The organism is Mesorhizobium sp. B2-3-12 (assembly GCF_006442205.1).
Lineage (GTDB): Bacteria > Pseudomonadota > Alphaproteobacteria > Rhizobiales > Rhizobiaceae > Mesorhizobium.
In genome coordinates this window covers 1-26,309 of record NZ_VFVR01000011.1, presented here as the reverse complement: position 1 = coordinate 26,309, position 26,309 = coordinate 1, and the positions used below count along the sequence as shown (strand labels likewise).

23 protein-coding genes and 1 tRNA gene are annotated in these 26,309 nt (G+C 63.9%); 12 read left to right on the top strand and 12 right to left on the bottom strand.

Going from position 1 to position 26,309, the window contains the following annotated elements:
- Window positions 1–87: 87 nt before the first annotated feature.
- Both FJ948_RS25650 and FJ948_RS25645 read left to right on the top strand, forming a co-directional pair.
- On the top strand, window positions 88–1,599 hold the full coding sequence (locus FJ948_RS25650; protein ID WP_140709380.1) for an altronate dehydratase family protein: 1,512 nt from the start codon (window positions 88–90) through the stop codon (window positions 1,597–1,599).
- Between the two features lie 57 nt (window positions 1,600–1,656).
- The gene (locus FJ948_RS25645) at window positions 1,657–2,403 is read left to right on the top strand and encodes an SDR family NAD(P)-dependent oxidoreductase (RefSeq protein ID WP_140709379.1); all 747 of its coding nucleotides are present in this window, start codon (window positions 1,657–1,659) and stop codon (window positions 2,401–2,403) included.
- Window positions 2,404–2,409: 6 nt separating this feature from the next.
- Here the strand turns inward: FJ948_RS25645 and FJ948_RS25640 are convergent, their stop codons facing one another.
- The 6 genes from FJ948_RS25640 to FJ948_RS25615 all read right to left on the bottom strand — a co-directional run bounded on the left by FJ948_RS25640 (window position 2,410) and on the right by FJ948_RS25615 (window position 9,390).
- The gene (locus FJ948_RS25640) at window positions 2,410–3,315 is read right to left on the bottom strand and encodes a dihydrodipicolinate synthase family protein (protein WP_140709378.1); all 906 of its coding nucleotides are present in this window, start codon (window positions 3,313–3,315) and stop codon (window positions 2,410–2,412) included.
- Between the two features lie 11 nt (window positions 3,316–3,326).
- Window positions 3,327–5,039, bottom strand: a complete 1,713-nt coding sequence (gene araD, locus FJ948_RS25635) for an L-arabinonate dehydratase (RefSeq protein WP_140709377.1) — start codon at window positions 5,037–5,039, stop codon at window positions 3,327–3,329.
- Window positions 5,040–5,053: 14 nt separating this feature from the next.
- The gene (locus tag FJ948_RS25630) at window positions 5,054–5,833 is read right to left on the bottom strand and encodes an SDR family oxidoreductase (protein ID WP_140709376.1); all 780 of its coding nucleotides are present in this window, start codon (window positions 5,831–5,833) and stop codon (window positions 5,054–5,056) included.
- Window positions 5,834–5,858: 25 nt separating this feature from the next.
- On the bottom strand, window positions 5,859–6,809 hold the full coding sequence (gene araH / locus FJ948_RS25625; protein WP_140709375.1) for an L-arabinose ABC transporter permease AraH: 951 nt from the start codon (window positions 6,807–6,809) through the stop codon (window positions 5,859–5,861).
- On the bottom strand, window positions 6,806–8,329 hold the full coding sequence (araG, locus tag FJ948_RS25620; RefSeq protein ID WP_140709374.1) for an L-arabinose ABC transporter ATP-binding protein AraG: 1,524 nt from the start codon (window positions 8,327–8,329) through the stop codon (window positions 6,806–6,808). Before araG ends, araH begins: the two co-directional genes overlap by 4 nt.
- 71 nt (window positions 8,330–8,400) lie before the next feature.
- Window positions 8,401–9,390: an arabinose ABC transporter substrate-binding protein gene (locus tag FJ948_RS25615; RefSeq protein WP_140709372.1), complete on the bottom strand. Its 990-nt coding sequence runs from the start codon at window positions 9,388–9,390 to the stop codon at window positions 8,401–8,403.
- 252 nt (window positions 9,391–9,642) lie between these two features.
- On the opposite strand from FJ948_RS25615, the gene FJ948_RS25610 reads away from it, so the two are divergent.
- Together FJ948_RS25610 and dgoD are read left to right on the top strand one after the other, a co-directional pair.
- On the top strand, window positions 9,643–10,332 hold the full coding sequence (locus FJ948_RS25610) for a FadR/GntR family transcriptional regulator (RefSeq protein WP_140709541.1): 690 nt from the start codon (window positions 9,643–9,645) through the stop codon (window positions 10,330–10,332).
- A gap of 8 nt (window positions 10,333–10,340) precedes the next feature.
- Entirely contained in the window at window positions 10,341–11,489 is a 1,149-nt protein-coding gene (gene dgoD, locus FJ948_RS25605) for a galactonate dehydratase (protein ID WP_140709371.1), read from the top strand.
- A 176-nt stretch (window positions 11,490–11,665) separates the two neighbouring features.
- On the opposite strand, the gene FJ948_RS25600 is transcribed toward dgoD, so the two are convergent.
- Window positions 11,666–11,741: transfer RNA gene (locus tag FJ948_RS25600), tRNA-Ala, on the bottom strand.
- Between the two features lie 172 nt (window positions 11,742–11,913).
- Complete coding sequence (locus FJ948_RS25595; protein WP_140709370.1) at window positions 11,914–12,306, bottom strand: TIGR02300 family protein; 393 nt, start codon at window positions 12,304–12,306, stop codon at window positions 11,914–11,916.
- Between the two features lie 207 nt (window positions 12,307–12,513).
- Here FJ948_RS25595 and aroA point away from each other — a divergent pair, with 207 nt between their 5' ends.
- The 4 genes from aroA to FJ948_RS25575 all read left to right on the top strand — a co-directional run bounded on the left by aroA (window position 12,514) and on the right by FJ948_RS25575 (window position 18,690).
- Entirely contained in the window at window positions 12,514–13,872 is a 1,359-nt protein-coding gene (gene aroA / locus FJ948_RS25590; RefSeq protein ID WP_140709369.1) for a 3-phosphoshikimate 1-carboxyvinyltransferase, read from the top strand.
- Window positions 13,873–14,132: 260 nt separating this feature from the next.
- The gene (gene cmk, locus FJ948_RS25585; protein ID WP_140709368.1) at window positions 14,133–14,783 is read left to right on the top strand and encodes a (d)CMP kinase; all 651 of its coding nucleotides are present in this window, start codon (window positions 14,133–14,135) and stop codon (window positions 14,781–14,783) included.
- 204 nt (window positions 14,784–14,987) lie between these two features.
- Window positions 14,988–16,685, top strand: a complete 1,698-nt coding sequence (gene rpsA, locus FJ948_RS25580; RefSeq protein ID WP_140709367.1) for a 30S ribosomal protein S1 — start codon at window positions 14,988–14,990, stop codon at window positions 16,683–16,685.
- 28 nt (window positions 16,686–16,713) lie between these two features.
- Entirely contained in the window at window positions 16,714–18,690 is a 1,977-nt protein-coding gene (locus tag FJ948_RS25575) for a hypothetical protein (RefSeq protein WP_246677624.1), read from the top strand.
- Here FJ948_RS25575 and FJ948_RS25570 read toward each other — a convergent pair.
- From FJ948_RS25570 to FJ948_RS25555, 4 genes are all read right to left on the bottom strand, one after another.
- Window positions 18,675–19,382: an SDR family NAD(P)-dependent oxidoreductase gene (locus FJ948_RS25570; RefSeq protein WP_140709365.1), complete on the bottom strand. Its 708-nt coding sequence runs from the start codon at window positions 19,380–19,382 to the stop codon at window positions 18,675–18,677. The two genes, FJ948_RS25575 and FJ948_RS25570, sit on opposite strands and share 16 nt — an antisense overlap.
- A gap of 234 nt (window positions 19,383–19,616) precedes the next feature.
- Window positions 19,617–21,197 (bottom strand): 5-guanidino-2-oxopentanoate decarboxylase, encoded by a 1,581-nt coding sequence (locus FJ948_RS25565; protein WP_140709364.1) that lies wholly within the window; start codon window positions 21,195–21,197, stop codon window positions 19,617–19,619.
- A 15-nt stretch (window positions 21,198–21,212) separates the two neighbouring features.
- Complete coding sequence (locus FJ948_RS25560) at window positions 21,213–21,884, bottom strand: TetR family transcriptional regulator C-terminal domain-containing protein (protein ID WP_140709363.1); 672 nt, start codon at window positions 21,882–21,884, stop codon at window positions 21,213–21,215.
- Window positions 21,854–22,726 carry a dimethylarginine dimethylaminohydrolase family protein gene (locus FJ948_RS25555; RefSeq protein WP_140709362.1) on the bottom strand — a complete coding sequence of 291 codons (873 nt, stop codon included), beginning with the start codon at window positions 22,724–22,726 and terminating at the stop codon, window positions 21,854–21,856. The genes FJ948_RS25560 and FJ948_RS25555 overlap by 31 nt, the downstream gene beginning before the upstream one ends.
- A gap of 213 nt (window positions 22,727–22,939) precedes the next feature.
- Between FJ948_RS25555 and FJ948_RS25550 the strand changes: the two genes are divergently transcribed.
- The 4 genes from FJ948_RS25550 (at window position 22,940) to FJ948_RS25535 (ending at window position 26,289) form a co-directional block, all read left to right on the top strand.
- A complete protein-coding gene (locus FJ948_RS25550; RefSeq protein WP_140709361.1) occupies window positions 22,940–23,755 on the top strand; it encodes an ABC transporter ATP-binding protein in 816 nt (271 codons plus the stop codon).
- Between the two features lie 57 nt (window positions 23,756–23,812).
- Entirely contained in the window at window positions 23,813–24,610 is a 798-nt protein-coding gene (locus tag FJ948_RS25545) for a transporter substrate-binding domain-containing protein (protein ID WP_140709360.1), read from the top strand.
- Window positions 24,611–24,814: 204 nt separating this feature from the next.
- Entirely contained in the window at window positions 24,815–25,480 is a 666-nt protein-coding gene (locus FJ948_RS25540; protein ID WP_140709537.1) for an ABC transporter permease, read from the top strand.
- Complete coding sequence (locus FJ948_RS25535) at window positions 25,480–26,289, top strand: ABC transporter permease (protein WP_140709358.1); 810 nt, start codon at window positions 25,480–25,482, stop codon at window positions 26,287–26,289. The genes FJ948_RS25540 and FJ948_RS25535 overlap by 1 nt, the downstream gene beginning before the upstream one ends.
- Window positions 26,290–26,309 lie beyond the last annotated feature (20 nt).

Genomic DNA, 26,309 nt, shown 5'->3' with positions numbered 1-26,309 from the left:
TTGACTATCTGCCTTCTATTATATTAGTATTCTTATTGCCTTCAGCTCTCGATTCCTCCTCCAGGCAGAGCTTTTCAGAGTTTGGGTATGACGCGCTTCATCAAGCTATCGCACGCCGACAACATCCTGCTTGCGGTCGATCCGTTGGCGGCCGGTGAAAGGGCCGGCGACGTGGCCGCGAGGGCCCGCATCCCGCGCGGCCACAAGATGGCCATGCTCGACATCGGGGCGGATGAACCGATCGTGAAGTATGGCCAGACCATCGGCTTCGCGCGTGGGCCGATCGCGGCCGGAGACTGGGTGCACGAGCACAATGTCTACCTGCGCGATTTCGAGCGCGACTACGGGCATGGCACCGACGTCAGGGAACCGCCGATCCTTCCCGATGACGAACGGGCGACCTTCATGGGCTACCGCAGGCCGAACGGCAAAGTCGGCACGCGCAATTTCATCGCCGTCCTGACGTCGGTGAACTGCTCGGCCAGCGTCGCCCGCTTCATCGTGGAAGAGGTCAACCGCTCAGGCATGCTGCGCGACTATCCCAATGTCGACGGCGTCATCTCGCTCGTCCACGGCACCGGCTGCGGCATCGATACCAAGGGCCCGGCCTACGATCTCCTGAAGCGCACGCAGTGGGGCTTTGCCACCAATCCCAATGTCGGCGGCGTGCTGATGGTCGGACTTGGCTGCGAAGCCTTCCAGATTCCGCGCTGGATGCAATCCTACAACATCGAGGAAAGCACCATTTTCCGCACGATGACCATCCAGGAGACCGGCGGCACGCGCAAGACGGTCGATGCCGGGGTGAAGGCCATCGTCGAGATGCTGCCGGTCGTCAATGCAGCAGAAAGGACGCCGCAGCCGGCTTCCGAGTTGGTGCTGGCGCTGCAATGCGGCGGCTCGGACGGTTATTCCGGCATCAGCGCCAATCCCGCGCTCGGAGCGGCGGTGGACCTGCTGGTCGCGCAAGGAGGGACAGCCGTCCTTTCGGAAACACCCGAAATTTACGGCGCGGAACATCTCTTGACGCGTCGCGCCGAAAGCCGGGCCGTCGGCGAAAAGCTGATCGAGCGCATCCGCTGGTGGGAGGACTATACCGCCAGGCACGATATGGAGATGAACAACAATCCATCCCCCGGCAACAAGCTCGGCGGGCTGACGACCATCCTGGAGAAGTCGCTGGGCGCCTCGGCCAAGGGCGGAACGACCAATCTGCGCGCGGTGCTGGAATATGCCGAGCCAATCAACGAGCGCGGCCTCGTCTTCATGGACACGCCCGGCTACGACCCGGTCTCGGCGACCGGACAGGTGGCCGGCGGCGCCAACATATTGTGCTTCACCACCGGGCGCGGTTCGGCCTTCGGCTGCAAGCCGACGCCCTCGATCAAGCTCGCCTCCAACTCCTTCGTCTTCGAGCAGATGCGCGACGACATGGACATCAATTGCGGCGACATCCTCGACGGCGTGACGCTGGCGGACAAGGGCGGGGAGATCTTCGCCGAGATCCTGCGCGTGGCATCGGGCGGACGCACCAGATCGGAAGCGCTCGGCTATGGCGACAACGAGTTCGTGCCCTGGAGCCTCGGCGCGACGATGTAGGACCGCCCGCTTTCAACACGCACCCCTCCACTATCTCAGACGGAAAGAACTCCCGGCATGAACAGGATCGATCTCGACGGCCAACACGCCGTGGTTACCGGAGGCGCGCAAGGCCTCGGCTTCGCGATGGCGAAGCGTTTTGTCGCCTCGGGTGCGACGGTCACCTTGTGGGACCTCGACGAGGCCCGTCTCGATACGGCCAAGCAGGAACTCGGCAAGGCGGCCACGACGCTGGTCGTGGACATAGCCGACTGGGATTCGGTGGACGCCGCCCGTGCCAGGACGGAGGAGATCGCGAACACGATCTCCATCCTCGTCAATTCGGCGGGCATTGCCGGCCCCGCCGCCCCGCTCGATACCTACGATGTCGATGTGTGGAAGAAAATCATCGACGTCAACGTCAACGGCACCTTCTACGTCAACCGCGCCGTGGTGCCGGGGATGAAGGAGCGCAATTACGGGCGCATCGTCAACATCGCCTCGGTCGCCGGCAAGGAGGGCAACCCCAACGCCGCCGCCTATTCGGCTTCGAAGGCCGCCGTCATCGGCATGACCAAATCGCTCGGCAAGGAGCTGGCGCAATACGACATCGCGGTCAACTGCATCTCGCCGGCCACTGCGCAGACGCGCATCCTCGAACAGTTGACGGCCGAGCACATCGAATACATGCGCTCGCGTATCCCACGCGGCCGCCTGCTGGAGGTCGACGAGGCCGCCGCCATGGTCGCCTGGCTGGTCTCGAAGGAGAACAGTTTCACAACTGCTTCCACCTTCGATCTCTCCGGCGGGCGAACGACCTACTGACGCTGTTCAGGCGGGCAGCCGGCCAAGGCTGGCGGCGAAGTGCTGCACCATTGCCAACCCGCTCTCGTTTGGCCGCATCGCTGGTGCACGATCGTGGATCTGGATACCGGCGCGGGCGCCGAACAGCCGCTTGCCGTAGCAGATCAGGTTCTCGATGCCTTGCATGACGAAGACAGCCGCCGGCAGCATTCTTTCGTACGCCGCCTCGGCCATTGCTTCGTCTTCGGCGCGGAACGCCTGATAGGCGCGTACGGCGTGGTCGATGCAATCCGGCGCCAGGATCATGCCGCGGCAGCCGATGCGGAAATTGTCGATCAATTCCAGCCCGCCACGCCCGTTGAAGATGGGGATTCGGCCTTCGGTGCGCTCGATCAGGCCGGCAATGTCGGTGACCGGGCCTTCGCCCTTGATCAGCCTTATGTTGGGGTGGAGCGTGACCAGTTCGCGAATCTCATCCGATGTCAGGCCACGGCCGAAAAAGGCCGGCGCATTCTGGATCGCCACCGGCAGGTCCGTCGCCTCGGCGACGCGGCCGAAAAAGCGGATGTATTCGGGCGCTCCATAGGATCCAACTGGCGGCGGCTGCAGGATCACCCAATCGGCGCCGACGCTTTCCGCGTGCCGTATTTGCGCGACCTGTTCGGCAACCGATGACCCGAAGATGGTGAAGGCGAGCGGCACCTTGCCGGCGGTATCCTGCGCCGTCCAGTCCATGATTGTGCGGCGCTCGGCTTCAGTCAGCTTGGCAACTTCTGTCGCGAGGCCAAGCGCCGCCATGCCATGCACGCCGCTCGCCAGGCAGATATCGACCTGCCTGCGCATCGCCGCGCGGTCGAGTTTTTCCTGGGTGTCAAACAGGGCGTAGAGGATGGCGTGAATGCCGTGGAAATCATCGGCCTGGAATTTTGGCATCTTACGCACCCTCAATGGCTTTCGCGCGGAATGGCGTGGCCACGGTTGCCGACCAGAAAATCGAGATCGGCGCCACGGTCGGCCTGCAGGACATGGTCGACATAGAGGCCCTGATAACCGCCGCGCATCGCCGGCTCGGGCGGCAGCCAGGATTGACGCCGCCGCGCCAGCTCCTGTTCCGACACGTCGAGATGCAGCTTCCGCGCCTCGACATCGAGTTCGATCATGTCGCCGCTCCTGACCAGCGCCAACGGACCACCGACGGCGGCTTCGGGCGCGGCATGCAGCACGACCGTGCCGAAGGCGGTGCCGGACATGCGGGCGTCGGAAATGCGGATCATGTCGCGGACGCCCTTTCTCAGGAGCTTTTGCGGCAGCGCCATGTTGCCGACCTCGGCCATGCCCGGATAGCCTTTCGGGCCGCAATTCCTGAGCACCATGATCGAGGTCTCGTCGATGTCGAGCGCGGGATCGTCGATGCGCGCCTTGTAGTCGTCGATGTCTTCGAAGACGACGGCGCGGCCACGATGCTTCATCAGCGATGGTGAGGCGGCCGACGGTTTGATGATGGCGCCATCGGGTGCCAGATTGCCGCGCAGCACCCCGATGCCGCCATGCGGCGTCAGCGCCCTATCGCGCGGACGGATGACCTCGGGATTGTCATTCCGAGCGTCGGCGATGTTGTCGCGTACGCTCTTGCCGGTGACCGTCAACGCGTCGAGATCGAGCATGTCGGCGATCTCTTTCATGACAGCCGGAATGCCGCCGGCGTAGCAGAAATCCTCCATCAGGAAACGACCTGACGGCATCAGGTCGAGGATGGTCGGCACGTCGCGGCCGAAGGCATCCCAATCATCGAGGCCAAGTTTGGCGCCGACGCGGCCGGCAATCGCCAGCAGATGCACGACCGCATTGGTCGAGCCACCTATGGCGCCGTTGACGCGGATGGCGTTGGCGAAGGCCTGCCTGGTCAGGATGGCCGACGGGCGCAGATCGTCAGTGACCATCTCGACGATACGCCGCCCGGTCATGCGGGCGATGCGATTGCGGCGCGCGTCGACGGCGGGGTAGGCGGCGTTGCCGGGCAACGCCAGCCCAAGCGCCTCGACCATCGAGGCCATGGTCGAAGCCGTGCCCATGGTCATGCAGTGCCCAGGCGAGCGCGACATGGCGCTCTCGGCATGGGCGAAATCCTGCTCGCTCATTATGCCGGCGCGCACGTCCTCGGAGAATTTCCACACATCGGTGCCGGAACCGATGGCGCGCCCCTGGAAGCGGCCATTGAGCATCGGCCCGCCGGAGATGACGATCGACGGCAGATCGCAGGAGGCAGCCCCCATGACCAGCGACGGCGTGGTCTTGTCGCATCCGGCCATCAGCACGACGCCATCCATCGGATTGCCGCGGATCGCCTCCTCGACATCCATCGAGGCGAGGTTGCGGAACAGCATCGCCGTCGGCCGCAGATTGGATTCGCCGCAGGAGAACACCGGGAATTCCAGAGGCAGGCCGCCGGCCTCCAGCACGCCGGCCTTGATGTGCTCGACCAGGGCGCGAAAATGCACATGACACGGGGTGAATTCGGAGAATGTGTTGCAGATGCCGATCACCGGACGGCCGTCGAAAGCATCGTCGGGCAGGCCGTTGTTCTTCATCCAGCTGCGATGGATGAAGGCATCCTTGCCTTGGCCACCGAACCAATGCTGCGATCGTCTCTTGGTCATGGTCTTTCCCGTATTCAGGCGGGATGCTGGAGCTGGCTAAGCCCGCCATCGACGACGAGGGTCGCCGCGTTCATGAACGGGCACTCGTCGGAAATCATGAACACGGCGGCAAGGGCGATCTCGCCCGCCGAGGCGATGCGGCCGCTGGGATGCAACGCCATGGTGTTGGCGCGCGCTGCCGCCGGATCAGGAAAACTGTTCCAGTAGTCGATGGCCTTCCGCGTCTCGACATAGCCGGGCGCCAGCGCGTTTACGCGTACCCCCTGCCCGGCATATTCGAGCGCCAGCGACTTGGTCAGCCCAAGCAGGGCGTGCTTGGCCACGGGATAGGGAAAAGTGTGCGGAATGACGGTGAAGCCATGGGTCGAGGCGATGTTGAGGATCGCCCCGCCGCCATTCGCCAGCATGCCCGGCAGCACCGCCTTGCTGCAATTCCAGGCGCCCTTGACGTTGACGTCGAAATTGCGGTTCCACTCTTCTTCGGTGGCCTCGAGCGGCGTCGAGAAGACATTCATCCCGGCATTGTTGATCAACGCGTTGATCGGGCCGATCTGGGCGGTCGCACGGGCAACGGCTGCTTTTATCGCGGCCTCGTCCCTGATGTCGGCTGTCGCATGGCCGACATGCCCCTCGGGTGCCGCGAGGTCCGCGATGGTCTTGTCCAGCAACGTACCGTCCTGGTCGACGAGGAACAATTTCGCACCCTCGGCCAGACAGGCCTCGGCGATGGCAAGACCGATGCCCTGCGCGGCGCCCGTCAGGAAGATGCGTTTGCCGGACAGGCGCTCAGCCATCGCTGTCACTCCCCTGGAAGACGGATCAACGCCGGCCCAAGGCCGACGAACGCAGATTGTCGAGCAGCACGGCGAGCAGCAGGATCACGCCGCGCACGATATACTGGTAAAAGGCCGGGATGTTGAGCAGGTTCATGGCGTTTTCGGCAATGCCCATGATCAGCACCCCGACGATGACACCGGACATGGTGGCGCGGCCGCCGGCAAGCGACACGCCGCCGAGCACGCAGGCCGAGATGACCGAGAGTTCGAGCCCGACTGCCGCGTTTGGCTGTCCGGAGGTGATGCGTGACGCCAGCAGGATGCCGGCGATGCCGCAGACGACGCCTTGCAGTGCAAAGATCCAGATGCGGGTCCTGTCTACGTTGACGCCGGCCAGTCGCGACGCTTCGGGATTGCCGCCAATGGCCAGCGTGTTCTTGCCGAAGACGGTGCGGTTGAGCACGAAGCCGAAAATGCAGAACAGAAGTGCCAGCACCCAGACAGGCGTCGGTATGCCGAGGAATTTCGACAGCGCGAGCTGATAGAAATCCGGGCTGTTGATGCCGACGGCGCGGCCATCGGACGCGATCAGCGCAAGGCCGCGCACGATCTGCATGGTCGCCAGCGTCGTGATCAGCGCGTTGATGCGGAATTTGGCGATGACGACACCGTTGATGAAGCCGACAAAGGCACCGCAGGCGATCGCCGCCAGCAGCCCGAGCAGGATCGAACCTGTGTAGTTCGACGCCATCACCGCGACCATGCCGGCGAAGGCAACGATGGAGCCGACCGACAGGTCGAAGTCGCGCGCCGCGAGACAGAACATCATGGTGCAGGCAACGATGCCGACGGTAACCACCGACTGGAGCAGGCCAAGCATGTTGCGGTCTGTGAGGAAATTGGGAACCAGCAGCGAGACCAGCGCGAAGGCAACGACGAAAATGACGACGAGGCCCTGTTCGCCGAGCAGGATCTTCTTCAGCTGATCGGTCATGTCAGGTCCTCAGGATGCGATGGCGTCGGGGGTTTGGTGTCGGGAAGTGCCGCGGCCAGGATCGCCTTCTCGTCGAACTGGTCGCGGGAAAGTTCAGCGCTGACGCGCCCGCCGCACATCACCAGGATGCGGTCGCAGATGCCCATCACCTCCGGTAGTTCGGACGAGACGACGACGATCGCCATGCCATCCTCGGCAAGCTGGTAGAGCAGTTCGTAGATTTCCGCTTTGGCGCCGACGTCGATGCCGCGTGTCGGCTCGTCGACGATGAGCACCCGGACGCCCTGCTCCGACAGCCAGCGGCCAAGGATGACCTTCTGCTGGTTGCCGCCGGACAGGTTGATGATGTCCTGTTTTCGCGACGGCGTGCGCACCTTAAGCTTCTTGATGAAGGTTTCGGCCGTGGCGATCTCGCTGGCGCGGTTCAGGATGCCGAAGCGCGCGTGATGGCGCCGCGAGGAGATGTTGATGTTCTCCTCGATCGAACGGCCCTGGATGATGCCGTCATGCTTGCGGTCTTCCGAACACAGCACGATGCCTGCGCGGATCGCGCCATGCGGGTCAGCGGCATGGATCGCCTTGCCATCGACAATGATGGTGCCGCCCGAGCGCGGGTCGGCACCGAAGACCAGCCGCATCAGTTCCGAGCGGCCTGCGCCGATGAGGCCGAAGAAGCCGACGATTTCGCCAGCGCGGGCCTCGAAGCTGGCCGGCGCCTTCAGTTTTTCTCCGGAGATCGCTTCGACCTTCAGCCTGACATCGCCGGCCTTGCGTGGCCGAAAACCCCAGATGTCGGAGATTTCGCGGCCGACCATTTCGGCGACGACCTGGTCGCGGGTGACGCCTTTCAGTGATGCGTGGTGCGCCGCGAGCTTGCCGTCGCGCAGCACGGTCAGGCTATCGCAGAGACGGAACACCTCGTCGAGCCGATGCGAGACATAGATGATGACCTTGCCCTCGCCGCGCAGGCGATCGATCAGGGCAAACAGGATTTCACTCTCGCGAGAAGACAGCGAAGAGGTCGGCTCGTCCAGCGCGATGACACGCGCATCGAGCATGATCGCCTTGGCGATCTCGACCATCTGGCGTTCGCCGATGGACAGCGTCTTGACCTTGCGGCTGATATCGATGTCGATGCCGGCCGATTTCAGCTTGGCGCCGACATCCTCCAGCATCTTGCCGCGCGCGATGACGCCGGCGCTGGCGGGAAAGCGGCCGAGGCTCAAGTTTTCGGCGACGGTGAGTTCCGGCACGAGCTGCAATTCCTGATGGATGACGATGACACCATTGTCGAAGGCATCCCTTGTAGAGGCATAGGCCTGGACCTTGCCGTCGATGCGGATCTCGCCCTCGTCGGCATGCTGATCGCCGGACAGGATTTTTATGAGGGTGGATTTACCGGCCCCATTCTCGCCCATCAGGCCATGCACGGCGCCCTTGCCGACGCCGAACGAGACATCCGACAGCGCCTTGACGCCCGGATAGGTCTTGGTGATGCGCGAGAAGTCGAGAAAGGACACGGGCGTCGATCCTTCTTATGCCACGGCAAACAGACGGCGGCATGAGCCGCCGCCTGTTTGTACAGGGAGGATTATTCGATGCCGAGGCCCTGGCGGACCTTCTGGTAGTCGTCGCGCTTGGCAAGCGCGCCGGAGGTCAGGATCAGCTTCTCCGGTTCCTTGTTGTTGGCGACCCAGTCATACATGTTGAGCGCCGTCTCGTAGCCATGGCGCTTCGGCGAGATGATCACCGTGCCGACAAAGCCTGTGGCGGTCGGCTTCTTGAATTCGTTGATCGCCGAATCCGCGCCGCCGATGCCGACGCCGATCATGCCGTCAGCTGGAATGCCGACGCTTTCGGATGCGCGCACGGCGCCGAGCACCGCTTCGTCGTTGAGGCCGAAGGACACCCATTTCTTGATGTCGGCATGGGCGTTGAGCACCACGGTCGCGGCATTGAGGGCTGCTTCGGTGTCGGTCTTGGCCTGGGGAGCGTCGAAAATGTTCTCGGCCTTGAAGCCGTTGGCCTTCAGCACCGAGATGGCGCCTTCGACACGGTCGACGGCGGTCGGCAACTGGTCATAGGAAACGCGGATCGCGCCGACTTCGTCGGCCTTCCAGCCGCGCGCCTTCATCCCATCGACGATCGCCTGGCCGACAGCCTCACCGATCTTGGTGGCCGAGATGCCCATATGCGGAACGTCTTCCAGCGCCTTGCCGTCGGCACCGACCAGACGGTCGTCGACGGTCATCAGCTTGAGATTGTTGGCGGCGGCCTTGGCGACGATGCCGGGGCCGAGCTTCACGTCAGGGGTGCAGACGATGAAGCCCTGCGCGCCCTGGGCGCCGAGATTGTCGATCGCCGACATCAGCTTCTCACCGTCTTCGGCACCGATCTTGACGAGGGTAAAACCCTTTTCCTTGGCGGCCTGGTCGGCGAACTTCCATTCGTCCTGGAACCATGGCTCCTCGGGCTGTTTGACGATGAAGCCGATCTTGGTGTCCTGAGCATATGCAGCGATGGTCGTGACGGACAGCACGGCAAGCGCGCCCGCGACGAGCGCGGTTTTCAAAAGTCGCATGATTACCTCCCAGCGATAGGCCGGACGCTCGGCCCGGATGCCGGAGTCTGTATTCGCTTTCATCATACTCGTCAATTGATCTGGTATGATAATTGAGCTACATGCTCTGACCAAGGATCGCTGGCGCAAATCATCCGCATCCGGTAAGGCCGGGCCGGCTGTGCGAAATCAGTGGGTTCGCCGCCTTGGAGGAGGGCTGAGGTGACCGAAACGTCTAAGAAGGCTTCAGCCGACACGCGCCGCCCGCGCGTCATGCCCGATGTGACGAAGGCTATGGCCTCCGACATCTTTTCCGGACGCTATCCGGCCGGCTCCTCCCTGCCCACCGAAAACGAACTCGGCGTCGAGTATGGCGTCAGCCGCACCGTCATTCGCGAGGCCCTGAAGGTTCTCGCCGCCAAGGGGCTGGTGCTGTCGCGGCCGCGCGTCGGCACCATCGTGTGCAACGAGGACGACTGGAACATCATCGACCCGCAGGTGCTGGCCTGGCATGCGCCGCACGCATTGGACGACAAGCTGTTCGATGCCATACTGGAGACACGCCGGGCGATCGAGCCGCTGGTCGCGGAACTGGCCGCCACGCGCGCGACACTGCAGGAGATCGCCGACCTGGAAGCCGCGTGGCGTGGCATGGCCAATGCCGGCGAGGACCTCGCCGCCTTCTCGCGCAGCGACATTGCCTTCCACCAGATCGTCTATGCCGCGAGCCACAATCCGATCTTTCGCCAGATCGGCAATCTGATCGACACCGGGCTGAAATTCTCGCTGGAAGCGACGGCGACCATTTCGCTCGACCGCCGCATGGAAGCCGTGGCGGCGCACCGCGAAGTGGTGGAGGCACTGCGCATGCGCGAGGCCGAGGCGGCGCGTGGTGCCGCCAACCGGATCCTCGACCTCGCGGCGCGCGACCTCGTCAGCGCCAAGAAACTCAAGAACAACTGAGACCGCGCATGAAAATCATCTCGCTCACCACCTACATCGTTCCGCCACGCTGGCTGTTCCTGAAGATCGAGACCGATGCCGGCGTCACCGGCTGGGGAGAGCCGGTGGTCGAGGGTCGCGCGTTGACCGTCGAAGCGGCGGTCAAGGAGTTTGGCGACTATCTCATCGGCAAGGATCCTCGCCTGATCGAGGATCACTGGACAGTGATGCATCGCGGCGGCTTCTACCGTGGCGGGCCGATCCTGATGAGCGCCATCGCCGGCATCGACCAGGCGCTGTGGGACATCAAAGGCAAGGCGCTCGGCGTGCCCGTCCATGAACTGCTCGGCGGCAGGCTGCGCGACACCATCAAGGTCTATTCCTGGATCGGCGGCGACCGGCCGGCAGAGGTGGCGGCGGGCGCCAAGGAAGTGGTCGCGCGCGGTTTCCTGGCGCTCAAGATGAATGGCACGGAGGAGCTGCAGATCGTCGACAGCCACGACAGAATCGATGCGGCCATCGAGCGCGTCGCGATGGTGCGCGAGGCGGTCGGGCCCAATATCGGCATCGCCGTCGATTTCCATGGCCGCGTCCACCGTCCTATGGCCCGCATCCTCGTCAAGGAATTGGAGCCCTACCGGCTGATGTTCATCGAGGAGCCGGTGCTCAGCGAAAACCGCGAGGCGCTGAAGGAAATCGCCGCTCTTGGCTCGACGCCGATCGCGCTAGGCGAGAGGCTCTACAGCCGCTGGGACTTCAAATCCGTGTTCGAGGAAGGCGTCGTCGACATCATCCAGCCCGATCTGTCGCATGCCGGCGGCATCACCGAGTGCCGCAAGATCGCGGCGATGGCGGAGGCTTATGACGTGGCGGTGGCGCCGCACTGCCCGCTGGGGCCGATCGCGCTCGCCGCCTGCCTGCAACTCGATGCCGTGAGCTACAACTGTTTCATCCAGGAACAGAGTCTGGGCATCCACTACAACGCCGCCAACGATTTGCTCGACTACGCCGCCAACAAGGATGTCTTCCGCTACGAGGATGGCTATGTCGCCATCCCCGACGGCCCGGGCCTCGGCGTCGAGATCAACGAGGAGTATGTCAAGGAGCGGGCCAGGGAAGGCCACAATTGGCACAACCCGATCTGGCGTCACAAGGACGGCTCCTTCGCCGAGTGGTGATGTGACGGGTCTTCTCAGCATTGTCGAGCAATGATCTTCGGGCGCGTCACCGACGCCGTTCGCCAGCGCCAACCCAGCAAGAGCGAGTGTAATCCGACCACCGTGTCGCATTGACTTGTGCCACCCCGCCGAAAGGGCAACGGGCCAGTTACAAAAAGCTGAAACTCTAGAGGACTTGGTGGAGCCAATCGGAATCGAACCGACGACCTCTTGAATGCCATTCAAGCGCTCTCCCAACTGAGCTATGGCCCCACTCCCGGCAGTCAGCCGGCGCCGTTTCCGGCGAGAGATCGGCGCGGGTTGGAAGACCGCGCCGTTAGTGCAGGCGGCTTCTAACCCCGCCCTTCCCAGATATCAAGCCTGAATACCGGCTTTTTATTCCGATGTTGCGAAAGCGGGCAAATGCCCGCTTTTCGCGGCCTTGTCAGACCTCGTCGTCGTCGTCGCCGACGCCGATCATGTCGGAAACGTCGTCGTCTTCTTCCTCTTCGTCGGCGAGGAACGTGTCATCCTCGTCGTCGCCAAGATCGACATCGTCCTCGTCGTCGCCCAGATCGGGAATATCGTCGCCGCCCTTGGCCTCGTCATCGGCCTCTTCGAGCGAAACGACTTCGGCGCCCTCTTCTTCCTCGCTATCCACTTCCTTCTCGGCCACTTCCTCGTCCTCCTCGAGGGCGGCGACCTTGCCATCCTCGAAATAGGAACGCGGATAGGTCTTGCCGGTATAGGGCGAGACGATCGGGTCCTTGTTCAGGTCGTAGAATTTTCGACCCGTTTCAGGGTCGACACGCTTTGTGCCAAGTTCGGTTTTTGCCACGGCAAGCCTCGTCAATAAAAGAGTGGTCCCCTTAACCACTGTTTGCGGCTCTGTCAAAGCCAAAAGCCGGCGTCACAAAACCATGCATTGAAAGGCCTCGCGCCAAGTGACGAGCATGGGGATGACCATTTCGCCCCGCCGTGATACGAGACCGCCGCAACAAATGAAAAAGCGCCGGCACGCCGGCATTCCGTCCAGGGAAATTCCATGTCTCACGCCGCCGCTGCCAAGCCGGCCACCGCCCGCAAATCATCCGCCCTTTCCGGCACGGCACGGGTGCCGGGCGACAAGTCGATCTCGCACCGCTCCTTCATGTTCGGCGGGCTCGCCTCCGGCGAGACCCGCATCACCGGCCTGCTCGAGGGTGAGGACGTGATGCGCACCGGTGCCGCCATGAAGGCAATGGGCGCGCATATCGAAAAGCGCGGCGACGAATGGGTGATCCGCGGCACCGGCAACGGCGCGCTGCTGCAGCCGGAAGGCCCGCTCGATTTCGGCAATGCCGGCACCGGCTCGCGGCTGACCATGGGCCTCGTCGGCACCTATGACATGGAGACGACCTTCATCGGCGACGCCTCGCTGTCCGGCCGGCCGATGGGCCGGGTGCTCGAACCGTTGCGCCAGATGGGCGTGCAGGTGCTGAAGGCGACACCCGGCGACCGCATGCCGATCACGCTGCATGGCCCCAAGCACGCCGCTCCGATTACCTACCGCGTGCCGATGGCCTCGGCGCAGGTGAAGTCGGCGGTGCTGCTGGCCGGTCTCAACACGCCTGGAATCACCACCGTCATCGAACCGGTGATGACGCGCGACCACACAGAAAAGATGCTCAAGGGATTTGGCGCCAATCTGTCGGTCGAGACCGACGAGCGCGGCGTGCGCCATATCTTCATCGAAGGCCAGGGCAAGCTGACCGGCCAGACAATCGCCGTGCCCGGCGACCCGTCCTCGGCGGGCTTCCCGCTGGTGGCCGCGCTGATCGTGCCGGGCTCGGACATCGTGATCGAGAACGTGTTGATGAACCCGACCCGCACCGGGCTGCTTCTGACGCTGCAGGAGATGGGCGGCCAGATCGACATTCTTAACCCCCGCAATGCCGGCGGCGAGGATGTCGCCGACCTGCGCGTGCGTTACTCCGAGCTGAAAGGCGTTACCGTCCCGCCGGAGCGGGCGCCGTCGATGATCGACGAATATCCGGTGCTGGCGGTTGCCGCGAGTTTCGCCGAGGGCGAGACGCTGATGCAGGGACTGGAAGAGCTGCGGGTGAAGGAATCCGACCGGCTGTCGGCGGTGGCCAACGGGCTGAAGCTCAACGGCGTCGACTGCACCGAGGGCGAAGCTTCACTCGCCGTGCGCGGCAAGCCCGGCGGCAAGGGGTTGGGCGGCAATCCCAACGGCCTGGATACGACCGTGCAGACCCATCTCGACCACCGCATCGCCATGAGCTTTCTGGTGATGGGGCTGGCGACGGAAAAACCTGTGACCATCGACGACGCCAATATGATCGCGACGAGCTTTCCCGAGTTCATGGGGCTGATGACGGGGCTGGGCGCGGAGATCGGGTGATTGTCGATGGCAATTGCAAACCTCGGAGATTGGATGCCGACATCCCTCCCTTCGTCATCCTGGGGCGAAGCAAGGAGCGGAGCGACGCGGCGCAGACCCCAGGATACATGCCGTGACACAAACGCTCCGCAACGGTTCAATATTCTGCTCCGCCGCATCCCTCGGCTGACGACACGGCATGGATCCCAGGGTCTCCGCGACGGAGCTTCGCTCCTGCTCCGCCCTGGGATGACGAACGTGTTGGGATCGACCGCCCGCCAATGACCCACGTCTTCACCATCGCCATCGACGGCCCCGCCGGTGCCGGCAAGGGCACGCTGGCCCGGCGTCTCGCCGATCACTATCGCCTGAATCTCCTCGACACCGGCCTCACCTACCGCGCGGTGGCCCATGCACTGCTGCGGCTCGGCCTGCCGCTCGACAACGTCTCGGCCGCCGAAACCGCCGCCCGCCAGGTCGACCTGGCAAAGCTCGACCGCGCGGTGCTGTCAGCGCATGCGGTCGGCGAGGCTGCCTCGAAGGTCGCGGTGTTTCCCACCGTGCGGCACATCCTGGTCGATAAGCAGCGCGACTTCGCCAAGGCACCGCCGGGCGCGGTCCTTGACGGGCGCGACATCGGCACTGTCGTCTGCCCCGACGCCGACATAAAACTCTATGTGACGGCCAGCGCCGAAGTGCGGGCGAAGCGCCGGCTGGCCGAGATCGAGAGCATCGGCGGCACGGCCAATTTCGCCGAAATCCTCGCCGATATCGTGCGCCGCGACGAGCGCGACATGGGCCGGATCGACTCGCCGCTGAAGCCGGCCGCCGACGCGCACTTGCTTGATACCAGCGAAATGGCTATAGAAGCCGCGTTTCTCGCGGCCATGGCTGTCATCGACGACGTGCTGGCCAAGAGAAACAAGGCCTGATCTAGGTTTTCTCGCGTTTCCGTTGCCGGAGGCGAAGAAAATACCCATATCGGGCACGAACCAGCCTGCCAGCATTCTTCATGCGCCGGAATTGCCGCTCGAAAAGCGGCCGAGGGCCTTTTAGCCCGGAACGCCGGCAGGCCAACGCAACGCTAACCACGGCGCCCGTCCCGCTCGAAAACCCGGGACACTCCAGGAGAAACAATGTCAGTTGCAAATCCCACTCGCGATGATTTCGCGAGCCTGCTCGAAGAATCATTCACCGCCGGCCACTCCGGCGAAGGCCAGGTCGTCAAGGGCACGATCACCGCGATCGAAAAGGACATGGCCATCATCGACGTCGGCCTCAAGGTCGAAGGCCGCGTGCCGCTGAAGGAATTCGGCGTCAAGGGCAAGGACACCACCCTCAAGGTCGGTGACACCGTCGAAGTCTATGTCGAGCGCATCGAGAACGCGCTGGGCGAAGCCATGCTGTCGCGCGAGAAGGCTCGCCGCGAAGAGAGCTGGGTCCGTCTCGAAGAAAAGTTCACCAAGGGTGAGCGCGTCGAAGGCGTCATCTTCAACCAGGTCAAGGGCGGCTTCACCGTCGACCTCGACGGCGCCGTGGCCTTCTTGCCGCGCAGCCAGGTCGATATCCGCCCGATCCGCGACGTTTCCCCGCTGATGCACAACCCGCAGCCCTTCGAGATCCTCAAGATGGATCGCCGCCGCGGCAACATCGTGGTGTCGCGCCGCACCGTGCTCGAGGAGAGCCGCGCCGAGCAGCGTTCGGAAATCGTGCAGAACCTCGAAGAAGGCCAGGTGGTCGAAGGCGTCGTCAAGAACATCACCGACTACGGTGCGTTCGTCGACCTCGGCGGCATCGACGGCCTGCTGCACGTCACCGACATGGCATGGCGCCGCGTCAACCATCCGACCGAAATCCTCAATATCGGTCAGACGGTCAAGGTGCAGATCATCCGCATCAACCAGGAAACCCACCGTATCTCGCTCGGCATGAAGCAGCTCGAGAGCGATCCGTGGTCCGAGATCGGCACCAAGTTCCCGATCGGCAAGAAGATCAAGGGTACGGTCACCAACATCACCGACTACGGCGCGTTCGTCGAGCTGGAGCCGGGCATCGAAGGCCTCATCCACGTTTCGGAAATGTCGTGGACGAAGAAGAACGTGCACCCCGGCAAGATCCTGTCGACGACGCAGGAAGTCGACGTGGTGGTGCTCGAGGTCGATCCGGCCAAGCGCCGCATCTCGCTCGGCCTCAAGCAGACGCTGGAGAATCCGTGGCAGGCTTTCGCCTCGAGCCATCCGGTCGGCAGCCAGGTCGAGGGCGAGGTCAAGAACAAGACCGAGTTCGGCCTGTTCATCGGCCTCGAAGGCGATGTGGACGGCATGGTTCACCTCTCCGACCTCGACTGGACCCGTCCGGGCGAGCAGGTCATCGAAGAGTACAATCGCGGCGACATGGTCAAGGCGCAGGTGCTCGACGTCGACATCGACAAGGAGCGCATCTCGCTCGGCATCAAGCAGCTGGCCAAGGATACGGTCGGCGAGGCGGCGACTTCAGGCGAACTGCGCAAGAACGCGGTCGTCACCTGCGAAGTCATCGGCGTCAAGGATGGCGGTCTGGAAGTGCGGCTGGTCGACAGCGGCATTGAGACCTTCATCAAGCGCTCCGACCTCAGCCGTGATCGCGACGAGCAGCGCCCCGAGCGTTTCACCGTCGGCCAGAAGGTCGACGCCCGCGTCATCGCCTTCGACAAGAAGACCCGCAAGCTGCAGGTCTCGATCAAGGCGCTGGAAATCGCCGAAGAGAAGGAAGCGGTCGCACAGTACGGCTCGACCGACTCCGGCGCTTCGCTGGGCGACATCCTGGGTGCCGCGCTGAAGAAGCAGGGCAGCTAAGGCGTCAGCCATCGGCGGCACGCCTCGCGTGCCGCCTACAAAAAAGACCCGCCGGAGCGATCCGGCGGGTCTTTTTCTTTACGGGAACATAAACTTCCTCGCGTATTTGCTGGCGGTCCAACGGAATACTTCCATGAGCAATGGCGACGCCGACGCCGACGCCGCTGCGCGACCTTCGTGGTTGCCAGGCCTTTATACCAGCTCGCCGGTGCTGTTCTGCTTTTTCGGAATGGCGATCCTGATGACCGCTCTGTGGTCCCTGGGCTTCCGGCTCAACAATGACGCCGACGATCTCCTCAAGCTGCACGAAATCCGTACCTTGCTTGAAACGGGCAACATCTTCGACCGCACGCTGCCCGGTATTGTCCAGCCCGAACCCTATGTCTCACACTGGCCGTGGATCGTCGACCTGCCCTACGCGGCGTTCGTGCGCCTGTTCGCCCCGTTTGCCGGCTCAGAGCCGGCCTTGATGCTGGCATGCTTCGCCGGCCCGCTGCTTCTGCTCGCACCCGCGCTTTATTTCTACAACCGGCTGATGACCGCCGTCGGCTTTGCCTATCCGGCCGTTGCATTCCCGTTGGCTTTGATCTTTGCCGCGCGCACTTTTTTCGAATTCGCCCCCGGACGGATCGACTACCACAATCTGCAAATCCTGCTTCTGCTGGCGGCCCTGGTGTTGATGCTGTCGCGGAGCCGCCTCTCCGCCTTCGTCAACGGGGTGCTGACGGCACTGGCAATCGCCATCAGCAGCGAGTTCGCGCCGTTCTATGCCCTGGTGATGGCGGTCTATGCCTTTGACTGGATCTTCGACCGCGAGGGCGGTGAAAACAGGATCGCCGGTTTCGGGCTGGCCTTGACCGCCGGCGCAATCGGCCTGTTCGCGGCAATCGTGCCCCCCTCCGCCTATGACGCGGTCAGATGCGACACCTATTCGACGCCGCATGTGACGGCACTGGCCGCGGCCGGGCTCTCATTCGCCATCGTGCCCTTGCTTGCGGGCCGGCGTGGAGGATGGCCGATGCGCACCGCCATTCTGCTGGCGTTCGCGGCGGCCAGCGCGGTGGCGCTGGCGAAGTTGTACCCGCAATGCCTGGCCAGCCCCTATGCCCCGCTCGATGCCTATGTTCGTGACAACATGATCAACAGGATTCTTCAGGAGTTGAGCCTGTTCCGGCGCCCTGATGTCGTCCTGTCGACAGATTTTTTCAGCATGGCGCTGCTGTTTATCGGCGCGCTTGCGCCAGCCGTCATCTGCGCCAAGCCGCAAGGTCGAAGTCGGCCCATCGTCATTTTGGCGCTGTTTTCGCTGCTCTCGCTGGCGCTTGCGATCGGTTATGTCCGCTACTACCCCTACCTTCCGATCTTCTCAGGCATCGGCCTCATTTTCGCGCTGGCGAGCCTCCTGCCGAATACGAGGTTGGGTCGCTATTTGAAATCTCCGGTGCCGGCGGCATCGAACAGATACGCATTGATCCTGCCCGGTCTCGTTTTGTCCGGGGCGATGCTGCTGTATCACCTATCGGTAAAGCCGTCCGAAGCGGCGGTTCCCGCCGCCGAGTTCGCCGATAGCTGCTTTTCGAGCCGTTTTGAACCGAAGCAGAACTGGCCGTCTGGCGCCGTCGTTCTTTCTCCCCCGCTGATCGGCGCGCGTTTCGTGGCGCTCGCCGAAGGGCCCAAGGTGGTGACGATCCCCAATCACCCGTCAGCCAAGGGAATCGAGCGCAGCTATCGCTTTCTGGATCCGGCGACCGCCGACCCACGCGCGATACTCGATGCCTCCAAGGCAACGCATGTCGCGATTTGCGCCTGGCGAGGCCCGCCATTGCCGGGGCTGGAAGCCGCCTATCCATTCACGGCGGGGCTGATTGAAGGCCGGCCGCCGACATGGTTGCGGGAGTGCCCCACGGACGCTTCATCGTCGCTGCGAATCTACAGCTATCGCAACGCCGATGGATCGGACGCGGTGTGCCCGACTTCGACCCCCGCCGCTCAAGCCCGGCCATAGAGCGGCACCAGCGTTCCGCTCATCGCCTGGTTGGCCGGCGAGGCGAGATATGCGATTGCCTCGGCCGCGGCTTCAAGGCTGACCCATCTGGTGAAATCGGCATCCGGCATGTCGGCGCGGTTCGCCGGCGTGTCGAGCGTCGACGGAGCCACGGCATTGACCAGGATGCCACTCGCCTTGAGCTCTTCGGCCATCGCTACCGTCATCGCCGCCACCGCCGCCTTGCTGGCGGTGTAGGCGACCATGCCGGCGCCGCGCCTGGGGTCGAGCCCGGCGCGTGCCGTGACATTGACGATGCGGCCTGGTGTGTCCGACGCCAGCATCGAACGGATAGCGGCGCGGCTGCACAAGAAGGTGGTGCGGGCGTTGGTGTCCATCATCTCGGCAAAGGATGCCGATTCGATCTTTTCCACCGGCGCCATGGCAAAGCCGCCGGCCAGATGGATCGATCCCCACAAGCCAGGAACCTGGCTGTAGAACGCTTCGACCTTGGCGGAGTCCGACAGGTCGACATTGTGCGCCAGCTTCACATTGTCATGCGTGGTGAAGGGAAAGTGCTGAGGCGCCGCGGCGTGCGCGTTCGGCACGTGGCAGATCGCGCCCTGCTCCAGCAGTCTGCCGACCACCGCCCCACCGAGCGCGCCGGTGCCGCCGGTCACAACGATATGCCTGCCTTCAAGTGTTTCCGTCATCCTGGACCGCTCCTGTCATTTTTATGATTTTTGTCATCGGTTGCCGCGCCGACGCGAAGCGTCGCCCCTTTTGAGCGATCACTCAACTGATATCTCGACATGGCAGCCGTCACGTCTTTGCATGCGTCATGACGCCGTCGAATAGCAAAGCCGCGTAGACGCGGCTCGCGCCTCGCAAGAATAAGCCGGCGAATGGTCGCTTCCGCTTGAGGAACCAAGGCCGACCTGGATGATTCAAACGACCGTGATTTCGATGATGCGCGGCAGTCCCGTCGCCCGGGCTTGTTTCAACGCCCGTGGCAAGGCATCGATGTCGGCCAGCCTTTCGGCTGATATGCCATAGGCTTCGGCGAGCTTGCAGAAATCCGGCGGCGCCGGCGACACGCCGACAGGTTCAACGCCGACGTCGAGCATCGAGGTTTCGATCTCGCGATAGCCCCTGTTGTTCCAGACGACGAAGATGACCGGCGCATCGGAATCGAGCGCCACGCCCAGTTCCGGCAGCGTGAACTGGAAACCGCCATCGCCGGTGATACAGACGACCGGCGTGCCCGGCATGGCAAGGGCGGCGCCGATCGCTGCCGGCGGGCCGTAACCCAGCGCGCCAAACCCGGTCGCGGCATTGAACCAGCCGCCCGGCCGGTCATGGTCGTAATAGAGATTGGCGGCGTAGATAGGCTGGGTCGAGTCGCCGACGATGATGGCACCAGGCAAGGTATCACGGATCATTTCCACGGCATGCACCTGCGCCGCATAGGCCGGGCTCAGCTCGGCAAAGGCGGCCTTTCGCCCGGCCGCGGCCCGGCCATGGCCGTCTTCGACGGCGCCGTCGGCTGGCCCGATCGCCGCAAGCAGGGCCTCGATCGCCTCGGCGCAATCGGCCTGGATGGCGACCGTCACCGGGCGCCGTGCAAGCTGGTCGGCACCGATGTCGATGCGGATCAGGTTCGAAGGCAGCACGAAACCGCCGTCACCGTAACCATCATAGTCGGTCGGGCCGAATTCGGTGCCGGCGGCGATCACCAGGTCGGCCTCGGCCATCAGCGCGCGAACCGCCTTCAGGCTGGGACTCGCCGGTACGCAGAGCGGATGACCATGCATCAGGCCGCGTGCGTTGGTGGTCTCGACAACCGGCGCGCCCAGCCTTTCGGCGAGGCGCCGCAGCGGGGATTCGGCTTTCCTGGCGCCGCCGCCGGCGAGGATCAACGGACGGCGCGCTAGCTTGATTAGCTTTGCCGCGTCGGTAATTGCCGTAGCTTCCGGTGCGGGCGGGGCGGCATTGCTCAGCGCGGCCGCAAGACCGTCGGCTGGCTTGACCATGACGTCGGTCGGAATTTCGATGTGCACCGGTCCTGGACGCGCGGACGAAAACAACGCGAAAGCCCGCGCCAGCGCACCCGGCAATTCGCTGGCCTCGGTCACGCGCTGCGACGACAGCGCCACCTTCTCCATCATGCCATGCTGGTCGGGAAGCTCATGCAGGAAGCCGAGCCCCTTGCCGAGCGTGTCGGTGGCGTTGACGCCGGAGATCACCAGCATCGGCACCGAATCGGCGCGCGCCTGGCCCATGGCTGTGATGGTGTTGGTCAGCCCCGGCCCGGTGATAACGAAGGCGACGCCCGGTCTGCCGCTGGCGCGCGCATAACCATCGGCCATGAAGCCGGCGCCCTGTTCATGCCGCGGCGTGACATGGCGGATCTTCGAGCGCGCCAGGCCGCGATAGAGTTCGACGGTGTGAACGCCCGGAATGCCGAACACAGTGTCGACGCCATGGGCTTCGAGCAGCGAAATCAACGCTTCCCCGATGGTGGTCATTGGTTTCTCCCCTTCCTACTTTTCGGCATCATGCTTCAGCGGCACGAGGCCGAGCTCGGCCTCGACAGCCTTGATGCCAATCGCCGCCAATTCGCCGGGCGAGAACATCTCGCCGGCCAGGCAGCCTTCGATCCAGAGCCCGTCGATGATCGCGTTGATCGCGATGGCATGGTGGCGCAGCGCGCTCGCGTCCGGCTGGTGCCGTTCGGCGGCGAGCACTTCGGCCACGACTGCTTCCACCTCGTTGCGAAAGCCAAGGTAGCCGTCGCGGTGGGCACGGGCCAAGGCAGGGTCTGCACTGGCGCGGCCGATGAAGGTTGCCCAGAGCGAAAACACCCGGGCGTCGATGATCGGCGCGTTGAGATTGGCGGTGACGAAAGCCGCGAGGCGTTGGCGCGGCGAGGCATCATCCATGACCAATGCCGCTTTCGCCTGCTCGGTCATGCGGCCGACCAGCGCCGTATAGGCCTCCTGCAGCAATTCTTCCTTGCCGGGAAAATAGTGCCGGATCAGCCCGGCGGTGACGCCGGCACGCAATGCGATGGTGCGCAGGCTAGCGCCCTGCAGGCCATATTCCGCCACGCTGTCGAGAGTAGCCTCGATCAGATCCTGCCGCCGCCGCCCCTCGCCCTCGCGACGGAACTTGCGGCGCGCATTCATCGGCGCAGGATCGGCCGCGTCAGGCATGTCGGCCCGCCTTCGCAGGCGATGCAGAGCGCATCCGCCTCGAAGATTTCAACCGTGCAGCCGGCGGCTTCCATCGCGGCCCTGGTCCTGGGAAAGCCCGCAACGGCAATGACCTCGAGCGGGCTGGTCGGCAGTACGTTCAGGCTGAGGCCGTTGGACGCGGCGAACTCCTCGGCGTCGCCCTCGACCAACCGGATGCCGCGCGCCCTCAGCGTCTGGTAGAAGGGGGCCGGCAAGAGCGGCGAATAGACCAGAGCGAGGTCGTCGGCCAGCGGGCTGATCACCGACATCAGATGCAGGCACGCTTCTTCGCCCTGCCACAGCGGCAGATCAAAGCCGTAGACGGAAATGCCCAGCGGCGTCAGCAGGTTGGAAACCTGCTGGATGCCTTCCTGGTTGGAGCGGGCGCCCCGCCCGATCGCCAGCGTGCGGCCATCGATCCATACGCAATCCCCGCCCTCGACCTGGCCGGGGGCCTCGACGCGGCCAAGGATCGGGATGCCCAGTCTTTTATATGTTTCCTCATGCAACGAGGGCTCCCTGGCGCGCAACGGCTTGCCCATGGACAGGATCAGCGCGCCGCGGTCGGTCATCAGCGAGGGATCGTGGGTGAACACCGAATCCGAAAGTCCGTCGGCCTTGTCCTCGATCCACTCGATTTCGGCGCCGGAAGCCGCCACCAGTTCAGCAAGGGCCGCGTGCTGGGAGGCCGCTTTCGCCGGATCGAACCCCGGGCCATAATGCCATTGAGCCCTGTCGGCGCCCCGCATGGCATTGGCCGCCGACCGCATCAGCACGCGCCGCAGCGGCGCCGCCATGGACTGTGACCCGAAAGCGCTCATCGATGCCCTTTTTTAGCTGAAAAAAATCGAAAAAATTTCATGAGAGGCTATTTATACACTTGCACAACAAGCCCGCAAGTGCCGTAATGAGCGGGATTGACGGGCTCGCTCTGTTGGGTCCATGCTTGAAGTCTGGAGCGGGGCAGTACAGCGTATGTTGATTAGCCGGATAGACGTTCGACGAACCGGCGGCCGTCATGTGGAGGTCATTTGGTGAGCGCTGTGGCAGCTGCCAAAGTTCCATCCGGCGAGGCGCGGGACGGCGCCGCAGAAGCCATCCATGTCGAGAACCTGCACAAGAAATTCGGTCAGCTGCATGTGCTGAAGGGCGTGTCGCTGTCGGCGCGCGACGGCGAGGTCATCGCCATCATCGGCGGCTCGGGCTCCGGCAAATCGACACTGCTGCGCTGCATCAACTGCCTGGAAAACCCGACCAGCGGCATCATCCGGGTCAATGGCGAGGAGATCAAGCTCAAGGCGGACAGCCACGGCCACACCATTCCGGCCGACCGCAGGCAGATCGAACGAATCCGCTCCAAGCTAGGCATGGTGTTCCAGAACTTCAATCTGTGGAGCCATATGACGCTGATCGAAAACGTCATCGAGGTTCCCGTGCACGTGCTGGGCGTGAAGCGCGACGAAGCTATCGCCCAGGCCGAAAAGCTGCTGGCGCGCGTCGGGCTGGCCGAGAAGCGCGATGTCTATCCGGCCTATCTGTCTGGCGGCCAGCAGCAGCGCGCCGCGATCGCTCGCGCGCTCGCCATCAATCCGCGCGTCATGCTGTTCGACGAACCGACCTCGGCGCTCGATCCCGAACTGGTCGGGGAAGTGTTGAAGGTGATCGGCGACCTGGCGCGCGAAGGCCGCACCATGGTGCTGGTCACCCACGAAATGAAATTCGCCCGCGAGGTCGCGACCCACGTCGTCTACCTCTACAACGGGCTGGTCGAGGAGGAAGGCCCGCCGGAGCAGATCTTCGGCGCGCCCAAGTCCGAAAGGCTCAAACAGTTCATCCGCAACATCGGCTAGGGAACAAGCCGGGACGGAAGAAAACCGGGAACCAACAACAAACTGGGAGTTCTGAAAATGAAGACTGTTCTGAAGACATTCGCCGCGGCGCTGCTGCTCGGCGTCGCCGCCATGGGCGTGGCCAAGGCCGATCCGGTCAAGATCGGCGTCGCCGCCGAACCCTACGCGCCCTTCACCTCGCCCGACGCTTCGGGCAAATGGGTCGGATGGGAGATCGAATTCATCGACGCCGTGTGCGCCGAGGAGAAGCTCGACTGCGTCATCACCCCTGTCGCCTGGGACGGCATCATCCCGGCGCTGACCACCAAGAAGATCGACCTCATCGTCTCGTCCATGTCGATCACCGACGAACGCAAGAAGACCATCGACTTCTCCGACAAGTACTACAACACGCCGACCGCGATCATCGGCCCCAAGGACCAGAAGTTCGGCGCCACGCCCGATGATCTCAAGGGCAAGGTCCTCGGCGTCCAGGTGTCGACGGTGCATGCCGTCTACGCCAAGAAGCACTTCGGCCCGACCGCATCCGAGATCAAGGAATACCAGACGCAGGACGAAGCCAACAACGACCTTGCCGCCGGCCGCCTCGACGCGGTGCAGGCCGATTCCATCGCGCTCAAGGAGTTCCTCAAGACCGACCAGGGCAAGGCCTGCTGCGACCTCAAGGGCATGGTTGCCCCCGATGACGAAGTGCTCGGGCCGGGCGTCGGCGCCGGCGTGCGCAAGGAAGACACCGATCTGAAAGAGAAGATCAACGCCGGCATCAAGGCGATCCGCGCCAACGGCAAATATGACGAGATCTCGAAGAAATACTTCGATTTCGACATTTACGGCGGCGCCACGCAGTCGAACTGACGACCCTCGCATGGCTGGAGGACAGGGCGCTGACGCCCTGTTCTTCGGCCGGCCTGTCCACGCATGCTTGCCGCCGGCCGTGAGGGACCGGCGGACCGAGCCAGCAATACGGGGGCGACGCTGATCGAATCCTTTCTTCCGGCCTCGGCGGCCGGCATCATCGAACTTCTCTCGCCCGCGCCCGTCGGCTGGGGCGGGACGCTCCTGGTCGGGCTCCTGCATTCGCTCGAGATTGCGGTCGGCGCCACCATCGTCGGCCTGCTGATTGGAACCTGGGGTGCCTATGGCAAGCTTTACGGCGGACCCGTGGTGCGCGACCTGTTCGCGGTCTACACCACCGTGGTGCGCGCCGTACCGGAACTGGTGCTGATCCTGCTGCTCTACTACGCCGGAACCGACCTGATAAACCAGGTGCTGACCGCGATGGGTTACCAGCGTGTCGACATAAGCGGGCTGGTGGCCGGCATCGCCGTGCTCGGCTTCGTCCAGGGCGCCTATTCGACGGAAGTCATCCGCGGCGCGATCCTCGCCATTCCGCAGGGCCAGATCGAAGCCGCCCGCGCCTTCGGCATGTCTCCCGGTCTTCTACTGCGGCGCATCACACTGCCGGCGATGCTGCCTTTCGCCATTCCGGGCCTCGCCAATCTGTGGCTGATCGCCACCAAGGACACCGCGCTGCTGGCCGTCGTCGGTTTCTTCGAACTGACGCTGGCGACACGACAGGCGGCGGGCGTCACCAAGGCCTATCTGGTTTTCTTCCTCGCCGCCGGCGTGCTCTATCTCTGCGTGACGCTGGTTTCGAACTTCCTGCTCGGCCGCGCCGAGAAATGGGCGCGGCGCGGCATGCCTTCGCTCAAGGAGGCACACTGATGGCCAGCGAAACAGCCATCATCGACACGGTGGCGCGTGCATCGCTGTGGCTGCAGCCGCATCGCATCGTGCTGATGCTGATCGCGCTGGGCCTGGTGGCGTCTGCCGCCTTCTTCATGCGCTGGGACTGGCTGCCGCAATATTGGGAAATGGGGCTGATGGGCATTTGGCGTGCCCTGTGGATCCTGGCCGTCACCTGCGCGCTGGGTTTCGCGATCGCCGTGCCGGTCGGGCTGGCGCAGGCGGCCGGCTCGATCTGGGTCGCCGCACCGGCAAAAGTCTTCTGCACCGTCATTCGCGGCACGCCGCTGCTTCTGCAACTATGGCTGCTCTATTACGGGCTGGGCTCGCTGTTTCCGCAATATCCATGGATCCGCGAATCCTGGATGTGGCCCTATCTCAGGCAGGCCTGGCCGTATGGCGTGCTGGCGCTGACCCTGTCCTTCGCCGGCTACGAGGGCGAGGTGATGCGCGGCGCCTTCGCCGGCGTGCCCAAGGGGCAGTTGGAAGCCGCCCGCGCCTTCGGCATGAGCCGCTGGAAGATCTTCCGGCGCATCTGGCTGCCGCAGGCCTTCTTCCGGGCGCTGCCGACGCTGACCGGCGAAACCGTGCTGCAGCTGAAATCGACGCCGCTGGTGGCGACCATCAGCGTGATCGACATCTTCGCGGTCTCGTCCAAGGTGCGGCAGGACACCTATCTCACCTACGAGCCCCTGCTGCTCTTGGCGTTGATCTATATGGCGATCACCGGCATTCTGGTTTTCGCCTTCAGCCGGATCGAGGCGCGGATTCCGGTCAAGATCGGTTAGTAGGGGAGTAGGGGAGTAGG

Bases quoted from the DNA above. Each gene is read 5' to 3' on its own strand.
- FJ948_RS25560 (WP_140709363.1), bottom strand. From the start codon at position 21,884: ATGCCTGACGCGGCCGATCCTGCGCCGATGAATGCGCGCCGCAAGTTC.
- FJ948_RS25535 (WP_140709358.1), top strand. From the start codon at position 25,480: ATGGCCAGCGAAACAGCCATCATCGACACGGTGGCGCGTGCATCGCTG.
- FJ948_RS25650 (WP_140709380.1), top strand. From the start codon at position 88: ATGACGCGCTTCATCAAGCTATCGCACGCCGACAACATCCTGCTTGCG.
- araH (WP_140709375.1), bottom strand. From the start codon at position 6,809: ATGACCGATCAGCTGAAGAAGATCCTGCTCGGCGAACAGGGCCTCGTC.
- FJ948_RS25645 (WP_140709379.1), top strand. From the start codon at position 1,657: ATGAACAGGATCGATCTCGACGGCCAACACGCCGTGGTTACCGGAGGC.
- aroA (WP_140709369.1), top strand. From the start codon at position 12,514: ATGTCTCACGCCGCCGCTGCCAAGCCGGCCACCGCCCGCAAATCATCC.
- cmk (WP_140709368.1), top strand. From the start codon at position 14,133: ATGACCCACGTCTTCACCATCGCCATCGACGGCCCCGCCGGTGCCGGC.
- dgoD (WP_140709371.1), top strand. From the start codon at position 10,341: ATGAAAATCATCTCGCTCACCACCTACATCGTTCCGCCACGCTGGCTG.
- araD (WP_140709377.1), bottom strand. From the start codon at position 5,039: ATGACCAAGAGACGATCGCAGCATTGGTTCGGTGGCCAAGGCAAGGAT.
- FJ948_RS25545 (WP_140709360.1), top strand. From the start codon at position 23,813: ATGAAGACTGTTCTGAAGACATTCGCCGCGGCGCTGCTGCTCGGCGTC.
- rpsA (WP_140709367.1), top strand. From the start codon at position 14,988: ATGTCAGTTGCAAATCCCACTCGCGATGATTTCGCGAGCCTGCTCGAA.
- FJ948_RS25570 (WP_140709365.1), bottom strand. From the start codon at position 19,382: ATGACGGAAACACTTGAAGGCAGGCATATCGTTGTGACCGGCGGCACC.
- FJ948_RS25640 (WP_140709378.1), bottom strand. From the start codon at position 3,315: ATGCCAAAATTCCAGGCCGATGATTTCCACGGCATTCACGCCATCCTC.
- FJ948_RS25630 (WP_140709376.1), bottom strand. From the start codon at position 5,833: ATGGCTGAGCGCCTGTCCGGCAAACGCATCTTCCTGACGGGCGCCGCG.
- FJ948_RS25555 (WP_140709362.1), bottom strand. From the start codon at position 22,726: ATGAGCGCTTTCGGGTCACAGTCCATGGCGGCGCCGCTGCGGCGCGTG.
- FJ948_RS25610 (WP_140709541.1), top strand. From the start codon at position 9,643: ATGCCCGATGTGACGAAGGCTATGGCCTCCGACATCTTTTCCGGACGC.
- FJ948_RS25615 (WP_140709372.1), bottom strand. From the start codon at position 9,390: ATGCGACTTTTGAAAACCGCGCTCGTCGCGGGCGCGCTTGCCGTGCTG.
- FJ948_RS25565 (WP_140709364.1), bottom strand. From the start codon at position 21,197: ATGACCACCATCGGGGAAGCGTTGATTTCGCTGCTCGAAGCCCATGGC.